A 16,345-nucleotide genomic window follows, 5' to 3' on the forward strand; every position below is an offset into this window, starting at 1 on the left:
AACTTAATATTTCTTCACTTTTCAACAGTCGATTTGTTGAAAAGTAAAGAATTTTTGGCAAACAAGGGAGCTACTCCTCCCAAACCTCTTTTCGCTTCACCGCTCCCACCGCTTCCCAAATGTAGAGAGAGTAAATGCTGCGCCATGGCGCCCAGCGCTCTCCTATCCGGCGAATTTCTCGCTCGTCCGGCTTGTTGTCCATTTTGTACACGAGCGCGATCCCGTTGCGCAGCCCGATGTCCGCTGCCGGCAGCAAATTAGGGCGGCCCATTCCGAACATCAGCAGGCACTCGACCGTCCAGCGGCCAATGCCGCGCAGGGGAGTCAAATGCGCGATAATCTCCTCGTCCTCCATCGCCCACAGCCGCTCCAAATCAACCTTTCCGTCCACAATCGCACGCGCGTAGTCAATGATATACTCGGCTTTTCGCTGGCTGAACTGCAACGGGCGCAAGTCTTCGGTCGACAGCCGCGCGACGGCCTCCGCAGTCGGAAACGCGAGAAATTTCACGCCTTGCTCGTCTGCCACCTCTTCGCCAGCCATCGTCAGCAAACGCTGGGTCAGATTCGCCGCAAAGGTTAAATTAATTTGCTGACCAATTATCGTCTTGACCATCGACTGAAACAGATCAGAGTCGTGCATCAGCCGCAGGCCGGAAAAGCGATCGACAAGCACAGCCAGCTCCGGCTCTTCTCTCATCTGCTCGTAAATCGGCAAAAGGTCGAGGTCTGCGCTGAAAACGTGACGAATCGTCCGTTCCAGCTCGCGCTGCTCCGCCGCAGACAAGGCAGAGGCCGTCTCGATTTTCAGGGCAGGCTGTTCAAGCTCGCCGACAAATTGTACGCGCGTCAACACCGGGCGCGTCCCGACCCGAAAAATGCGCCGCAGCATGTTGTGTTCCGGCTGTACTTCCAGTTGCGGATCAGGATGGGTTTGCAGGCGCTGCAGCAGACGCTCGAAAGAATACGGAGGTGTCAGTGGAATGGTGAATGTACGCACGAAAAACGGCCCCTTTCTCCCTAAAGGAAAATTCTTGCTCCATCCTAACACAAAACACCTCCGAAAGCTCTTTCGGAGGTGTCTTCTTTAGCATGCCCGCCTTACTTCGTAAACATTCCTTTGAGCACGAACTTCACGTTTGCCGGGCTTTCTGCCAGACGACGCATGAAGTAGCCGTACCAGTCGTTGCCGTATGGGACGTAGACGCGCATTTTGTACCCTTCACGAGCGAGGTCGATTTGGGATTGGGTGCGAATGCCGTACAGCATCTGGAATTCAAACTGGGTGCGCGGAATGTTGTATTCTTTTTCCAACTGCTTCACATAGGCGATAATGTTGTCGTCGTGGGTTGCCACCGCAGCGTATCCGCCGTTCAGCAAATGCTGCTTGATGATTTTTTTGTAGTTTTCGTCTACATCGGCCTTGTTCGGGTACGCTACTTCCGGCGACTCCTTGTAAGCGCCTTTTACCAGACGGAAGTTCACTTTTTTGTCCTTCAGGCTGTCGATGTCGTCGGATGCCTTGTACAAATACGCCTGAATCACGGTTCCCACGTTTTCGTATTCTTCCAGCAGCTCGTTCAAAATTTCCATCGTTACATGGTTGTGCGCGTAGTCTTCCATGTCGATCCGCACGAAAATGTTGCCGTTTTTCTTCGCCGAGTCGAGAATGCGGCGCATGTTGGTCATGCACAGCTCACGGCTGATGTCCAGGCCGAGCGAGGTCATTTTCAGCGACAGGTTGCAGTCTACGCCGGACTGGTGAATCGCTTCCAACGTTTTGATGCAGTAGTCAGCAGACTCGTTTGCTTCTTCCAGGCTGAAAACAAATTCCCCCAGATGGTCGAGCGTGCACACAAGACCTTGCTGGTTCAGTTTGCGAACGGCGGCGATAGCTTCTGCAATCGTGACACCGGATACAAAGCGGCCGGCCCCGAAGCGCAGGCCCCATTTTTTAGCAGCCGCGTTCAGTGCTTTGTTTTTGGATAAAAATAAGAAAAAATCTTTCATGGCTTGTTCCATCGTTGACTGTCTCCTCCTCAACGTACTCTGCGTCATTTGTACTAGCATGAACCATGCCAACGCATCCTGGTAAGCTATATTTGACTTTGCCAATGGTTACGGAACACGAATGCTGTACATACTTTTCAACACATATGTACATTTCGTGTCTATCCTTGTACACTTCTGATTAGATACGATTCGCAGCAGGCAAGAGCCAGTTCCTTTTACCTGTTAGTGTGGATAGGAAGTGACGATTTGAAACCTCTCTTTTCAATGGATAGTGTTGTCTCTGACTTGGCCGCTCCCGTGAATCCTGTCGATGTCAAAATACGCGAAGGCGAAAAAGAAGGTGTGTGGCAAGAAGGCGAGCGTGCCGTAAAGGTGCTTGTCGTCCCCCGGACAGCTACGCTTGCGCAATGCCTGGGGCAAATCCGTCAGGCGCTCGCTTCCGCCCATTTGCCCACGCTGGCAGTTGTCGATGAAGCAGGACGTGCAACAGGGATTGTTTTGCCCCAGCAACTACTGGAGGCATTTGCCAACCTGGCCCAAAACCAGTCTGTTTTGCTCAGCACCTTGATGGATACGATGAGCGAAGCGATTACGATTGTGGACTCCAACAACATCGTCCAGTACTGGAACCGGGCAGCGGAAACGATTTATGAGATCGACCGGGCGCAAGTGCTGGGCACTTCACTCGACGAGCATTTTGCCAGCGAGTCCATCCGGCTCCTCGACGCCTTGCGCCAAGGCACGTCAGTCCAACGGGTTTACCACATTCCCCGTCCAGACAGCCACGTCCTGATTAACGCCGCCCCGATTCGCCAGGGGGGGCAGATCATCGGGGCGATCTCCATCGAGCAAGATATTACGGAGCTTGTCCGCCTGAATGAAGAGTTGGCGCACACGACCGCACACTTGCACAATCTGCAGCAGGAAATGAGCAGGTTCCAGGCGGCCGACGACCCTTTTTACGCGATCAAAGGGCATTCTGCCCCCATCCAGTCTGCCATCAGTTCGGCCAAAAAAGTCGCGCAGACCGATGCCACCGTGCTGATCTACGGCGAGAGCGGCGTAGGCAAAGAATTGTTTGCCAAAGCGATCCACCAGGCCAGTCGGCGGCGGGAAAAGCCGTTTGTCGCGATTAACTGCGGAGCGATTCCGGCTGCCTTGTTCGAAAGCGAGCTGTTCGGCTATCAGGGCGGAGCTTTTACGGGGGCGGAGAAAAAAGGCAAGCCCGGCAAGCTGGAGCTGGCGCATGGCGGCACGCTTTTCCTCGACGAAATCGGCGAGCTGCCCCTGGAGTTGCAGGTCAAGCTGCTTCGCGCCCTGCAAGAGCGGCAGTTTTACCGCGTAGGCGGAACCGAGCCGATCACCGTCAATACCCGGATCATCGCAGCGACCAACCGCCAGCTTGAGCAGATGGTGGCCGACGGACGATTCCGCGAAGACCTGTACTATCGGCTCAACGTGTTTTCGCTGGAGATTCCTCCGCTGCGTGCGCGGCGCGAAGATTTGCCGGAGCTGGTGCAAATTTTCATCCACGAGTATTCCGTCGCGCACGAGCAAGCCGTCCCCCGCATCCCGTCCGAAGTCATGCAGGCGCTGTACGACTACAGTTGGCCCGGAAACATCCGGCAATTGCGCAATGTCATCGAACGGCTGTCGATCCTGCAAGAAAACGGCGTCATCTCGCCGGAGCATTTGCCAAGCGTCATCCGCTCCCAGCCCGAACCGATTGCCCCTGCTTCCTTCGCCTCGCTGGGCGGTGCGTACACAGCGCCTGCTGCGTTGCATCCGGCCCCGGCCACTCCGCTTGCCCTGCACCATCCGGCAGGACCAACGGAAAAAGAACGGGTCATCGCCGCTCTGGAGCGCACGTACGGCAACAAAAAGGCGGCTGCCGAGCTGCTCGGCATTTCGCGCGGCACTCTTTACAATAAGATGAAGAAATACGGTCTTGATGGGGAGTCGTTCAGATGGAATTGATCGCCTGGGAGGATGACAAGCTGGAAGTTCGCTACGGCGGGGAAGGCATTGTGCTTTTGCCGAAGGAATACGCTTTGCTGAAATATTTGTACACGTGGAAAAACCGGAGCTTTTCCCGGGAAAGCCTGCTCGACGCCGTATGGCCGCTGGAGGACCCGACTGACCGCACGATTGACGACCACATTTACCGGCTGCGCAAAAAGCTGCAAAAATGGTCGCACCTGTTCACGATCGACACAGTGCGGGGAGTCGGCTACCGGCTGAGCTGGAAGCAGCATCAGCCGCCCCAGTTGCATGCCTGGAAGCAGGACTTTTCGGAAAGTATCCGCACGATGCTGTCCGCCTATCACGGCATGGGGATGGGCGCGGCCCTGCAAACTCTCGCGGCCAACCAGGAAGTGCTCGGCTTTCAGTTGGACCCTTTTTACGCCATCTACATCCGCTTTGTCACGGGCGACTTTGCCTGGTTTGTCGCAGACGACGACACGCCCCTGTCGGAAAAGCTGTTTTATCTTTTTCACCTGTATCACATGACCGAAATGGATGCAGAGCAAACCGCCAAGCTGTTCCAGACCATCGTCAAACATCAGGCGTCCATGCCGCAAATTTTTCAGGATGAACTGCAAATCAACGCAGTCGCCCTGTATGCCAACATGGGGGAGTGGGAGCTGGCGCAAAAGCAGGTCGCGCACGCCCGGACGATCGTCGAGCAGATGGATTCGGACAGCTTTACCTTGTTTTTGCTGGCGGGCGAAACATGGCTTGCGCTGCTGTCCGGATCGGTCGAAAAAGCCGAGGGGCTGCTGCAGCAAGCATTTGCCATCCTGCATAGGCTGCCGATGCAGCGTGAGGTGGGCAGCTTCAAGCTGCTGCAAGGGCTTTGCCAGTATCGCCAGCAGGAGATCGCCAAAGCGCGGCGGCTGGTGGATGAAGGAGTCGAAGTCATCCGGGCCACCCAGTTTGTCCCGCACCTGATCTACGCGGTGCACAACATCCTGCTGTTTTTCCGCCACGTCCCTTGCGATGCCAAATGGCAGAGCCGCTACGAAAAAATGTGGCACGACTTGGCTGTGCAGTACCAGTTCGAGCATTTGAAAAAGTCGGTCGTCCACAAGCTTTCTGCCCTCTTATGATACGCCTCTGACAAATCCCTTTTATCATCGAATCAGTTCGAAGTGATGGAGGGATTTTTTTGCTTACCGAAAACAAGACGTTTCGCACGCTGCTTTTCGCTTACGGGCTGTCTACGCTAGGGGACTGGTTCGACTTTATCGCGGTCGCCATCTTCCTGGGCTACGTCTGGCATGCCGATCCGATGACGATGGCGCTTTTGCCGATTGCGTATGCGGCTCCCGGCATTTTGCTCGGACAATTCGCCGGGGTGCTGGCCGATCGTGTCCATAAAGTACGCATGATGATCGCGGCAAATCTGATTCAGGCGAGCCTCACCCTGCTGTTGCTCGCCATGCCTGATCCGCTCTGGTTTCTGCTCGTCATCGCCTTGCGCTCCTGCGCTTCCGTCTTCAACGATCCGGCTCAGCAAACCTTGACGCGGCAAATCGTCGCACCGGAGCAACTGCTTCAGGCGACCTCGCTGAACGGAGCCATTTTCCAAAGCGGCAAGCTGATCGGTCCACTGATCGGCGGGATGGTCGCCGCCATGGTGACACCAGCGCTCTGCCTCATCATCAATGCCGTGAGCTACCTGCTCTCCGCCGTCTTGCTTTTGACCATTCGCCACGTGGAGAAAAAGCTCCCCCGCCCCGCTTCGTGGGAAAAAACGATTCCGTTTCGCCTCGCCTGGCAGGAAGGCTGGGCCGTGTTTTTGCAAAACCGCGTCTTGCTGTTTAGCTCGCTTTTTTCCTTGCTGGCGATGATGGCGATTCAGCTTGCGGACGCGCAGTTGCCTGTCGTGTTCAGGGAAAAATTGCCGGGACATCCGGAGGTCGTCGGGTATTCTGTCAGTGTGATCGGGCTTGGGGCCTTGCTCACGATCACCTGGCTGCATCGGCGCAAAACGATTCGCTCGTTCGGCTGGGTGCTTGGGGGCGGCGTGCTTTTGATCGGCGCGTGCTTTGCCTGGATCGGCCTGTTCCAGCCGGGCGGCGGCATCCACTGGCTGCTGGCGGCTTCGCTGCTCGCTGGCATCGGTACGGGACTGACTTCGGTCGGCACCAACTACCTCGTGCAAAAAGAAACGCCCACGCACGCACTCGGCCGAGTCAGGGGCATTATTGATTCGCTGTCCAGCGCGACGTTTATTGTGGCGCCGTTACTGGGCGGCGCACTGATGACCTGGCTCGGGCCGGCGCAAGCCTTTTTGTGGGTCGGCTCGCTGGTCGGAGCTGTCGGCGGCGGGGCGATTCTTTTGCAGCGCTGGATTTGGGGCAAGCGCGACGCAGACACTGCCGCTACGGCTGCTGCAAAACAAGCCGGATGATCCGGTCATCCCCGTCTCTCGGCTCGCCGCGCCCATCGCGGTTGTTGGTCAAAAGGTAGAGCGATCCATCCGGGCCTTCCACAACATCGCGCAGGCGTCCTAGCTCATTGGCAAAAATCGTGGACGCCTCTGTGACGGCATCGGCGCGGCCAGGGTCCAGCTTCACGCGCAATAGTTGCTGACCGCGCAAGTTCGCAATGAGCAACTGCCCTGCCCACGGCCCTTTGCGGACAAAAGCCATGCCAGACGGTGCCCATGTCTCGTCTTTGCTTTGCCAGATCGGAGTTCGCATCCCTTGCTGCTCCTGATCGCCCGTGATCGCGGGCCAGCCGTAGTTTCCTTTTGGCTCGATCCGGTTCAGTTCATCGTGCGCCGACGGGCCGTGCTCGGAGCTGTACCACCTCGCGATTCTTTTCATGCCATCCCTCCTTTGGGTTTGATCCAGTGCGAATCAGGCAGCATTTTCGCTCGGATTCGTTCGTCCGGCGCTTGTCCAGCCCGGGCAAAAGAGCCTCGCCAGCAAACAAACTGCCTGTGATGGCCGAACCGCTTTGCGTACATCGGCTCCCACATGGACAAGAGAACTTGTTCCGTGCCAACAGCCGCCCGCTCCCATGCAGCACGATGACGGCAAGCAATTGAACGGACACTTCAAAACGGACAAAAGACTGAAAGATCAGAATGAAAATGACGTTATACAGACAAAGCTTCGCGAGCCAACGTTTTTGTTCCTCTTTTTGCTGAACAAAAAACCTGCCCCCTAAATCCGAAGACGCCCCCATCGCCACTACCCCAATCATTTCTAACGAAGCGGCCTGATTGCAAAAAAAAATTGGTCCCGTTGACCAATTCGCGAAAAAATTATTCGATTTTCACTTGCCTGCGTTCCTCGATTTGCCTGTGCAAAATGTACTTGCGCAAATTGTGGAAATGCCGGGCCGTGATTGCTTTGATCGTGCAGCCGTAAAAGTAGTGGGGGCCTTCAATCCGTTCGTGAATGACTTGCAGCTCTGCCTTTACTACCCCGTCCGGCCTGTTTCGTCCGTACAGCTCAAAAGAAAACACAATGGCCTGGTCGATCGGGACGGGCTTGTCTGCCCGAAACGCCAGTCCTCCAAGGCTCAAGTTCACCAAATAGGCCATTTGACTGTACACGGAAAAAAACGAATCCGGCTCCTGAGTCGGATATTGCACCCAGCCTTTTACCTCCATGTCGAAGCGGGGATAGCGCCTACGCTGCTCGCGGAACTCGCTGATCGTAGGCGAATGGAACAAAAACAGCCGATTTTTGTCCTTCGCCACCACGACGGCATCAAAATTGCTGATGGTTTCATAATCAGCGGTCAACAAGCAAGGAATCTGATCGCCGACAGTCACTTCCAGGTGACGGGGGAAAACCGCTTCGATCAAGTCTCCTTCTTCATATGTCACATGGCCTTCCACCAATTGATTCCCTTTTCTAATTTGTATAATGCTTTCCATCTACGTTCTCCACCACTTCGTACAGTAATTTACTAGGTTTTCCGGAATCTTTCCCTAGATGCTTTTCGCGGAAAATAAGGTATAATGGGAACATTGACAGATAGGAGGTTACAAACCGATGAATCGTTATCAAATGGTAACACTTGCTTTGGCATTTTGCGTAACCGCCTGTCTCATCGGAGTTGGCATTTCCATCGGGGAAAAAAGCCCCCTCGGCATCCTTGGTTGTATCGTTGTTGCCTTCTCATTGATGGGATTTGGCTTTTCGTACAAGCGCAAGCATATGCGCTAACCTCTTCTCCGTTATCGCCGTACAAGCAGGCTGTTCACGTAAAACAGAACAGATGGCAAACCTTTTGCCTGTTTCAGCAGTTGTCTAGCGATAGTATAAATGTGTGGCTGACTGCGGTTTACTTTGCGATCAGCCAGATAAAATGCGACCAGCCCGTCCACGATCATACGGTGAAATGCAGGATTTGGCAAGCGTTTAACGCTTGCCTTTGCTTGTTTAATGAAAAATTGCAAGCGCTCCGTCGCCACCTGCTCGGAATCGTAGTAGCTTACGAAGTTCAAGTCCCCGCCCAGTCTGTCTTCCTCCAGGTCAATCAAGTAATCCAGCAGTATATGTAATCCGCAAAGCCACGGAAAATAAGCCTCGCTGACCGTGTTGATCGTCTCCTCGCTGACATCGTCCTCTGTCGCCAGGCAAAACAGGGCAAAAATCCCGATCGTCGAGCCTGTTACCGCCGCAAACTCCTGCCATTGCAAATAGTCGTATCGCTCCTTGTACTCATCCCACCAGGCCAAAAGCTCGCCCTCGCGCAAATGCTGGGCGATGTGCTTGTGCACTTGCAGATCGCTGTACAAACAGGAAAAGACGAGCACTTGCGGCTGAATCTTGCTGTAAGCGGGCAACTGTGCTGCATACCGCTGACAGGTTTGCACCAATCCGGCCAAAAAGCCTCCGTCATCCTTGTCCTCGCGGTATTGGTAGTAATCGCGCAACGGCGCTCCAGGTGTCAGCGCATCCTGCATCGAGAAATGCAGTTGCCGAAAGTCTTTTGGGTCCAGTGAAGTGCTGCGATCGCACAAATTGTCCAGATAGTCGCTGATCGTCTGGTAAGCGACGATCAACGGCACGATCGTCTCCACGTACGGGATGACCTGCGCGGCGTAGACGCATCCTCCCTGGCAATGAAATTTTTTGGAGTTCATGCTGTCCTGCGCCTGCTTCCTGAGCTCCGGGTTGGGAATCGCCTGGGCTCGCTCGTACCAGGCTGCAAACTCCCGCTCCAGAACAGGCTGAACATGACGATAGACCCGATATAGTAACTGCCATGGATTGCGTAGTTCGCTCACATGCTTCCCTCCCAAAACAACAATAGAAATATCTTACCACATTTGCATGCGCACTCCAAAAGTCACCCTTGCAATACCCCTAGCCTTCTTTTTGCTTCCATGTAGAGGACGTAGATGAATTTTTTCGTGTGAATGCGGGTGGGAGGAATCGACATTTCCACCTGGTTTTCCAGCTCGCGCATGCGCTTGCGGACTTCCGTGAAATCAAAAAACAGGGCCGCGTAGCTTTCAAACTTCGGGTGGCCAAAATCGGTCAGCCCGAGAGAGGCGAGGTGCGTCAAAGCTTGATAGATCACTCTTCGCACTCGCTGCTCGGCTGCTTTGCTCTCTTTCTGGATCAAGGCAGCCACTCCTGTTCCCAGCTTGCGCTCCGCCACGGCGGCGAACATGTCGCGCAGCGAAGGGAGCTTCGCCTCGGTGCCGTTGTCCTTTTCGAAGCGATGCAAAATTTCCATCATCGCCAGCAAATCTTTGCTCCCTTTTTCGCTGATGACGCCAAGCTCGGTCAAAAGAAAGGTGGCCGAAGACAAAATGCTCCGCTCCGAATAGGCGTGCTCGACAGGCCGCGTGAAAGCCGTCTGCGCAGACAATACATGCAGGGTGCGCTGGATGCCCTCGATGGATTGCTGCAGCAAGATTCGCTCCCGCACCTTTTGCAATACGCTGATGACCTCCAGCCGATTCACAGGCTTCGTCACGTAGTATTCAATCCCGAGCGAATACGCCTCCGCGATCAGCTCTTTCGACTCGATCTGCGAGATCATGACGATTTTTCCCGTGTAGCGGTTCAACTGCCGGATCGTCTCGATGCCATCCCGCTTGGGCATCAGCATGTCGATCAGTAAAATGTCCACCTGCTTCCAACTCAAAAAATCATGGTCAACGAGGGAGCCGTCCTCCGCTTCCCCGCACACCTCTCCCAAATCGGCATCTTCAACGATTTGAGCGAGCATGAATCGCACAGCAGCATCGTCGTCCACGATGAAGTAGCGCATCCGTCCACCCCTTTTTCGAATCAGACTCGCGACTGGCAAACCGTCGCGGGTATTTTTCTTGTGCATGGCCGATGATGCAGCGTATTAACGTGAAAGAGCGAAAGTCGATACAAAAACACCGTACGAAAAACCAGGACTGACAAAGATGGCGGCAAGCATAATTTTTCAAAATAAAAAGATAATTACCCTGATCCAATCTGTTCTGCACAAGACGAAGATGGGGAAGCACTGCCTTTCCTATTTTACTATATTTTTCTATAGGTTATTGTAGTTTTTTCTAGTCGTCCCCTTACAATTCGTAATGAGCGATATATACATAATTTTCTGACAAGTGTGAATTGTTTTTGAAAAAGCGTTCTGTTCTCTTCTCGCTCATCTTGCTTCTCTCCATGGCCTGGATGACCGCATGTGGCGGCGGCAGCCAGCAACTGGTGATCGCGACAGGCGGCACAGGCGGCACGTACTATCCGCTCGGCGGCGGAATGGCCGACCATATCACGAAAAACGCCGGCGTGACAGCCACAGCGCAGGCTACGGGCGCCTCTGCCGAGAACATCCGGCTGCTTCGCGACAAAAAAGCGGATATCGCCTTTACGCAAAACGACATCGCCGAATACGCCGCAGCGGGAACGAACATGTTTCAGCAAGATGGCAAAATAGATTCGTTCCAGGCTTTGGGCGCTCTGTACGACGAGACGATTCAGATCGTCGTCTCGGCTGACAGCAACATCAAAAGCGTAGCCGATCTGAAAGGAAAGCGCGTCTCTGTCGGCGCTCCGGGCAGCGGTACGGAGATCAACGCCCAGCAAATTTTGGAGGCGTACGGGCTGACATTCGACGATACGCAGTTGCAGCGGCTCTCGTTTGCCGACTCGGCCAAGGCGATCCAGGACGGCAAGCTCGACGCCGCGTTCCAGACTGCCGGGACTCCAACTGCCGCCATCACCGAGCTGGCTGCCACGACAGGCGTGAAAATCATTCCGATCGACAACGACAAGATCGACGCGATTATCGCCAAATACCCTTACTACGTCAAAACAACCGTTCCTGCGAATACGTACCAGACCGTTCCCGAGGAAGTCACGACCGTGTCCGTCAAATCCATGCTGCTGATCCGCTCCGATCTCGACGAAGACCTCGTGTACAAGGTGACAAAGGCGATTTTCGATAACACCGACAAGCTCGGCCACGCCAAGGCCAAGGAGATCAAGCTCGACAGCGTGCTCAGCGGCGTCAGCATTCCGATCCATCCCGGGGCAAAAAAGTACTTTGACGAAAAAGGCGTGAAGTAACAGCGTATGGCTGCAATCCGGTCTGCGGCTTTTGGAGAGAGGCGGAATCTGTTCCGCCTTTTCTCCTTCCTGGCTTTGCTTTTGCTCGTCATCGTCGCTGTCATCCCGCTTTTTCCCGTCTTGGTGGTGCGCGACAGCACGAGCAACGAAGTTCTCTGGAGCCACCGCATCGCGCAGGACGGCTCCTTCGGCATTCGCTGGACTCATTCTATTCATCGTTCTACCGTCGAAGAGCGCTATCGTCTGGAAGCCGGGCAGATTGTCCTCGTTAAGCTCCGCTTTCACGACTACGGCATTGGCATGGAAAACGAACTGGCCGCAGGCGAGGAGCTGGCGCTCGCAGACGGACAGTTCGAAGTGCGCAACATGCACCGCGCCTTCCCCGCGCTCCATCTGTTTATCGGACAGGTTCGGGCGAATCATACGTTGCTTTTCGCCGGACAAGAGCTGCCGCTTCGCTCGATTGGCAAGCCCGGAGAGGCTGTCGTCATTCAGGCGGAAAAGCGATCCATTTTAAGCGAGTTAGGAGGTTACGAATGAGTACAACGAACATCAACCAGCAGGAAGTGGAAAAACTCATCGCGCAATACGACAAGGAATCCGCCACACGCCAGCTCGCCGGGCCGATGAAATGGATCACCTTTTGCCTGTTGGTCCTCTTTTCCCTCTACCAGCTTTCCAGCACGCTTTTCCTCGTCCTCCCGCCGCAAATCCATCGGCCGATCCATCTGGCGTTTGGACTTTGTCTCGTCTACCTGCTCTACTCAGGAACCGCCAAGGGCGACAAAGGAAAGGTCGGGCTCGTCAACATCGTTCTCGCTCTCCTGGGCGTAGCCGTCACGATGTACTGGGTGTTTGATTATGAGGGACTGGTCACGCGGACGGGCAACTACACGACATTGGACATGGCTGTAGGCGGAATCGCCATCCTGCTCGTGCTGGAAGCGGCGCGCCGCGTGGTCGGCATCCCGATCACCCTGATCGCCGTCATTTTTCTCGTCTACACGTATCTCGGCCCGTACATGCCGGGCTTTTTGCAGCATCGCGGCAGCGACCTCGACCGGATTATCGGCCACAGCTACTACACGTTGGAAGGGATATTGGGCACGCCGCTCGCCGTCTCGTCGACGTTCATTTTCCTGTTCGTGCTGTTCGGCGCGTTTCTGGAAAAGACAGGGGTAGGCGAGTATTTCAACGATTTGTCGCTCGTCATTGCCGGCAGACGAATCGGCGGCCCGGCCAAGGTAGCGGTGTTTTCCAGCGCCTTGCAAGGGACGATCAGCGGCAGCTCCGTCGCCAATGTCGTCACCTCTGGCGCCTTCACCATCCCGATGATGAAGCGGCTCGGCTACCGCTCGGAATTTGCCGCAGCCGTCGAAGCGTCCTCTTCCACAGGCGGACAGATTATGCCGCCCGTCATGGGGGCCGCCGCCTTTCTGATGGCGGAGTTCATCGGCGTGTCGTACCTGGAGATTGCCAAATCCGCGGCTTTGCCCGCGATCCTGTTTTTCGTGGGCATCTGGATCATGACGCACTTCGAAGCGAAGCGGCTCGGCCTGCGCGGCTTGACACAGGAAGAGCTGCCCGACAAAAAAGCCGTGCTGAAAAAAATGTATCTACTCCTGCCGATCGCCATTATCATCGCCGCCTTGATGATGAATATTTCCGCCGAAAACTCCGCCATCATCGGAATCGTCTCAACCGTCGCAGTCGGCGCTTTTCGCAAAGAGACGCGCATGTCGGTTGCCGACATCCTCGAAGCGCTCGCCTCTGGCGCCCGCGTCGCTCTCGGCGTCGTGGCGGCGACGGCTTGCGCGGGAATCATCGTCGGTACGATCACGCTGACGGGCATCGGGCTCAAGCTGGCGAACGGACTGATCGACCTGGCAGGCGGGCAATTGTTCCTCACGCTGTTTTTCACGATGATCGCTTCCTTGATCTTGGGCATGGGGACGCCGACTACCGCGAACTACATCATCACCTCAACCATTGCCGCTCCCGCGCTGATCCAGTTGGGCGTGCCCGCGATCGCCGCTCATATGTTCACGTTTTACTTCGGGATCGTGGCTGACATTACGCCGCCTGTCGCGCTGGCCGCCTTCGCCGCATCGGGCATCGCCAAGTCCAAGCCGATTCTCACCGGAGTGGAGTCCACCCGACTTGCCATCGCCGCCTTCATGGCTCCTTATATTTTCGTCGTCTCGCCTGCGCTTTTGCTGATTGATACGACTTTTACCGAGTCGCTCTGGGTGATGTTTACTTCTACCGTCGGCATGATCGGGGTCGGGGCAGGGCTGATCGGATACTGGATGGCAAAAATGAATCTGCTGGAGCGGCTGCTCGCGGTCGCCGGAGGTGTGCTTGCCGTCATTCCCGGCCTCGCGACTGACATTCCTGGCTTCATCCTGCTCGCGCTCGGTTTTTGCTTCTCCTACTACAAAAGCCGCAAGCAAAAGCAGCAGGTGCAAGTCACTCCCTAGCCGGACGGCTTTCGCGCATGCTTCCCATGCTAAATTGAAAAATCCCTCCCGGCGCGTCCCCTATGCTTGCAGCAAGCAAAGGGCGCGGGGGAGGGATTTGTTTATTTTTCGTCGTCGCGGCGGATGATTTTCGTCCAGCCGTCAACCTGTTCCACGCGGCGCTCCTTCATGAGCTTGCCGAGCGCCCGTTTGAAGCTGGACTTGCTCATCTGGAATTTTTCGCGGATGATATCAGCTTCCGTACTGTCCGTGTAAGGCATGGCCCCGTCACGATTAATCAAATAGCGCAAGAGCTTGTCCGCATCCTCGCCGTACTGCACTTCCTTGCGCTCCTTCATCGAGCCGTTCAGCCGCCCGTCTTCGCGCACGTAGCTGATGCGGCAGCGAATCGTCTGGCCCAAGCGCAGGCGGCCTACCATCTCGTCGCGGTGGATAAACAAAATATGGTCGTCCTCTGTCAGCAAAAACGCCCCTGCTGCAATGACCTTGTAGACGGTACCTTCCACCTGCTTGTTTCGCATGCTTTCGTCAGCGGGCACGGCGATTTTCGTCACTTCCGCTTCGGTTACAGGCTTGGCGAGCAGCCGTCCGAGCTTGTCCTGCTTCAATGTCACCAATATTTGATCGCGCGGGCGCGGCCATTCATCGGCGAGCTTTGGCAGGTCATCGACAAACAGCAGCAAATCTTTTTTGATCCCGTTGTCCAAAAACACGCCCATCCGCGGCGATACATCCACGACCTCCAGCCAGCCGTACTCTCCCATGCTGACATAAGGCATGTCCATCGTCGCTGCCAGCCGATTTTCGTGGTCGTGGTACAAAAACACTTCTACTTCATCGTCTACATGCAGACGCTCATGCGCTTCCTTTTCATGCAAAAACACTTCATCGTTGCCCTCGCGCAAAAAATAGCCGATCTCCGTTTTGCGCGCCACTGTCATGGTAAGCGTCATGCCCGCCTGCAGGCTTCCCGTCGCAGCCAACTGCGGCTCGCGTTTTTTCTTTTTGTGCATGGTTGTTTCTTCCTCACTCTCTTCCTATATGCACACTAACTATACCCATCCCGGCCGGGAAAATACCACAACTTTTTTTGCTCAGACCGCCCCCAAAAGGCAAGTCTTGTCTCCGTGAACATACATATGACAGTAAGGCCCGGCTTGTACCCGGTTTCATTTTGCCAACAGACAGGAGTGACCTATGTCCATGCTCGTTCTCTTGGAACATATTTTCCTCGGAATCGTCCAGGGATTGACGGAGTTTTTGCCGATCTCCAGTACAGGCCATCTCGTCTTGTTCAGAAAGCTGTTCGGCATGCAGGAAGTCGGTCTGCTCTTCGACACGATGCTGCATTTCGGGACGCTGATCGCTGTCGTGATTGTATTTTGGCCGCAGATTCGCTACATCGTCTTAAACCCGTTTTCCAAGCTGACGAAGCTGCTCGTCGTCGGCACGATTCCTACGGCGGCGATCGGGCTTTTGTTCGAAGACTACTTCGAGGAGATTTCGCGCACCGGAATCACCATCGGCTGGGAGTTTCTCGCCACGGGCGCCATTTTGTGGGCCGTTGAATCCATGCGACGGGGCGAGCGCAAATTCGACGACATTCGCTACACGGATGCGCTCATCATCGGCACGCTGCAAGGGGCTGCGATCTTGCCCGCGATTTCCCGTTCGGGGCTGACGATCGCCGGAGCGCTCATGCGCGGAATCGACCGCGCCGACGCCGCGCGCTTTTCTTTTTTGATTTCCTTGCCTGCCATCCTGGGGGCATGCGTGCTGCAAACAGCCAAGCTGGCGGCTGCCCCGCTCGATACCGCGCTGCTCATCCCGATGCTCGTCGGAACGATGTGTGCCGGACTGGCCGGGTACGTCGCCATTCGCTGGATGCTGAAAATTATCAGCACAGGCTCGATGAAGGGTTTCGCTGTCTACGTCTGGGTATTGGGCGCTTTGATTCTCGCCCTCCAGTTTTTCGGCTGGTAGTCAGGAGAAAAGTGGAAAAAGGAAAAAGCCGGCTGCGCCAAAGCCGGCTTTTCATCTGCTTTCTTCCTTGTCAGGGTAACGGCTGGCGACCAGTTTGCCTACGAGCAAAATAATGCCGTAGAAGGCGGTAGCCAAGAGGGACGTCGCCAGCCAGGTCGCTGTACCCAGCGCGAGATAGAGCAGCGCATGAGCAATGAAAATGCCCAGCAGCCACATCAGGATGTTCATGCGATTTAAAAAGGTCATCAAGCCGCGCAATTGCCTTGCACCTCCACCAATCCATCTACTACTGTTATAGCCGATGGCGAGGTGTTTTATCCCCTG

The 16,345-nt window shown here is 55.2% G+C and carries 16 protein-coding genes; 8 read left to right on the top strand and 8 right to left on the bottom strand.

The window, feature by feature from the left end; translation table 11 throughout:
• Nucleotides 1-70: 70 nt before the first annotated feature.
• Together M655_RS23050 and M655_RS23055 are read right to left on the bottom strand one after the other, a co-directional pair.
• Entirely contained in the window at nucleotides 71-1,000 is a 930-nt protein-coding gene (locus M655_RS23050; RefSeq protein WP_026558234.1) for a DNA-3-methyladenine glycosylase family protein, read from the bottom strand.
• Nucleotides 1,001-1,101: 101 nt separating this feature from the next.
• The gene (locus tag M655_RS23055; protein ID WP_005830024.1) at nucleotides 1,102-2,022 is read right to left on the bottom strand and encodes a proline dehydrogenase family protein; all 921 of its coding nucleotides are present in this window, start codon (nucleotides 2,020-2,022) and stop codon (nucleotides 1,102-1,104) included.
• Between the two features lie 237 nt (nucleotides 2,023-2,259).
• Here M655_RS23055 and M655_RS23060 point away from each other — a divergent pair, with 237 nt between their 5' ends.
• The 3 genes from M655_RS23060 to M655_RS23070 are packed head-to-tail and all read left to right on the top strand — an operon-like array spanning nucleotide 2,260 to nucleotide 6,430.
• Entirely contained in the window at nucleotides 2,260-3,990 is a 1,731-nt protein-coding gene (locus M655_RS23060) for a sigma-54 interaction domain-containing protein (protein ID WP_026558233.1), read from the top strand.
• Nucleotides 3,981-5,123 carry a winged helix-turn-helix domain-containing protein gene (locus tag M655_RS23065; RefSeq protein ID WP_025845416.1) on the top strand — a complete coding sequence of 381 codons (1,143 nt, stop codon included), beginning with the start codon at nucleotides 3,981-3,983 and terminating at the stop codon, nucleotides 5,121-5,123. Before M655_RS23060 ends, M655_RS23065 begins: the two co-directional genes overlap by 10 nt.
• Before the next feature lie 59 nt (nucleotides 5,124-5,182).
• Complete coding sequence (locus tag M655_RS23070; RefSeq protein WP_026558232.1) at nucleotides 5,183-6,430, top strand: MFS transporter; 1,248 nt, start codon at nucleotides 5,183-5,185, stop codon at nucleotides 6,428-6,430.
• Here the strand turns inward: M655_RS23070 and M655_RS23075 are convergent.
• Together M655_RS23075 and M655_RS23080 are read right to left on the bottom strand one after the other, a co-directional pair.
• Entirely contained in the window at nucleotides 6,402-6,848 is a 447-nt protein-coding gene (locus tag M655_RS23075) for a PQQ-dependent sugar dehydrogenase (protein ID WP_005830018.1), read from the bottom strand. The two genes, M655_RS23070 and M655_RS23075, sit on opposite strands and share 29 nt — an antisense overlap.
• Nucleotides 6,849-7,291: 443 nt before the next feature.
• Nucleotides 7,292-7,912 carry a PilZ domain-containing protein gene (locus tag M655_RS23080; protein ID WP_005830015.1) on the bottom strand — a complete coding sequence of 207 codons (621 nt, stop codon included), beginning with the start codon at nucleotides 7,910-7,912 and terminating at the stop codon, nucleotides 7,292-7,294.
• A gap of 118 nt (nucleotides 7,913-8,030) precedes the next feature.
• Between M655_RS23080 and M655_RS23085 the strand changes: the two genes are divergently transcribed.
• A complete protein-coding gene (locus M655_RS23085) occupies nucleotides 8,031-8,204 on the top strand; it encodes a DUF5325 family protein (protein WP_005830013.1) in 174 nt (57 codons plus the stop codon).
• Nucleotides 8,205-8,215: 11 nt separating this feature from the next.
• Here M655_RS23085 and M655_RS23090 read toward each other — a convergent pair whose 3' ends face one another.
• Both M655_RS23090 and M655_RS23095 read right to left on the bottom strand, forming a co-directional pair.
• Nucleotides 8,216-9,271 (bottom strand): tetraprenyl-beta-curcumene synthase family protein, encoded by a 1,056-nt coding sequence (locus tag M655_RS23090; protein WP_025845411.1) that lies wholly within the window; start codon nucleotides 9,269-9,271, stop codon nucleotides 8,216-8,218.
• A gap of 62 nt (nucleotides 9,272-9,333) precedes the next feature.
• Complete coding sequence (locus M655_RS23095; protein WP_026558231.1) at nucleotides 9,334-10,266, bottom strand: response regulator; 933 nt, start codon at nucleotides 10,264-10,266, stop codon at nucleotides 9,334-9,336.
• A gap of 344 nt (nucleotides 10,267-10,610) precedes the next feature.
• On the opposite strand from M655_RS23095, the gene M655_RS23100 reads away from it, so the two are divergent.
• The 3 genes from M655_RS23100 to M655_RS23110 are packed head-to-tail and all read left to right on the top strand — an operon-like array spanning nucleotide 10,611 to nucleotide 14,038.
• Nucleotides 10,611-11,558: a TAXI family TRAP transporter solute-binding subunit gene (locus M655_RS23100; protein WP_005830008.1), complete on the top strand. Its 948-nt coding sequence runs from the start codon at nucleotides 10,611-10,613 to the stop codon at nucleotides 11,556-11,558.
• A gap of 6 nt (nucleotides 11,559-11,564) precedes the next feature.
• Nucleotides 11,565-12,098, top strand: coding sequence for a DUF1850 domain-containing protein (locus M655_RS23105; RefSeq protein WP_005830006.1), 534 nt, complete (start codon nucleotides 11,565-11,567; stop codon nucleotides 12,096-12,098).
• The gene (locus tag M655_RS23110) at nucleotides 12,095-14,038 is read left to right on the top strand and encodes a TRAP transporter permease (protein WP_026558230.1); all 1,944 of its coding nucleotides are present in this window, start codon (nucleotides 12,095-12,097) and stop codon (nucleotides 14,036-14,038) included. The genes M655_RS23105 and M655_RS23110 overlap by 4 nt, the downstream gene beginning before the upstream one ends.
• Nucleotides 14,039-14,139: 101 nt before the next feature.
• Here M655_RS23110 and M655_RS23115 read toward each other — a convergent pair whose 3' ends face one another.
• Complete coding sequence (locus M655_RS23115; RefSeq protein ID WP_005830003.1) at nucleotides 14,140-15,051, bottom strand: CvfB family protein; 912 nt, start codon at nucleotides 15,049-15,051, stop codon at nucleotides 14,140-14,142.
• 190 nt (nucleotides 15,052-15,241) lie between these two features.
• On the opposite strand from M655_RS23115, the gene M655_RS23120 reads away from it, so the two are divergent.
• Entirely contained in the window at nucleotides 15,242-16,021 is a 780-nt protein-coding gene (locus M655_RS23120) for an undecaprenyl-diphosphate phosphatase (protein WP_005830002.1), read from the top strand.
• 51 nt (nucleotides 16,022-16,072) lie between these two features.
• Here the strand turns inward: M655_RS23120 and M655_RS23125 are convergent, their stop codons facing one another.
• Entirely contained in the window at nucleotides 16,073-16,279 is a 207-nt protein-coding gene (locus M655_RS23125; RefSeq protein ID WP_005830001.1) for a hypothetical protein, read from the bottom strand.
• Nucleotides 16,280-16,345: the final 66 nt, after the last annotated feature.

This window comes from Brevibacillus sp. NSP2.1 (genome assembly GCF_000470975.2).
Taxonomy (GTDB): Bacteria; Bacillota; Bacilli; order Brevibacillales; family Brevibacillaceae; genus Brevibacillus; species Brevibacillus agri.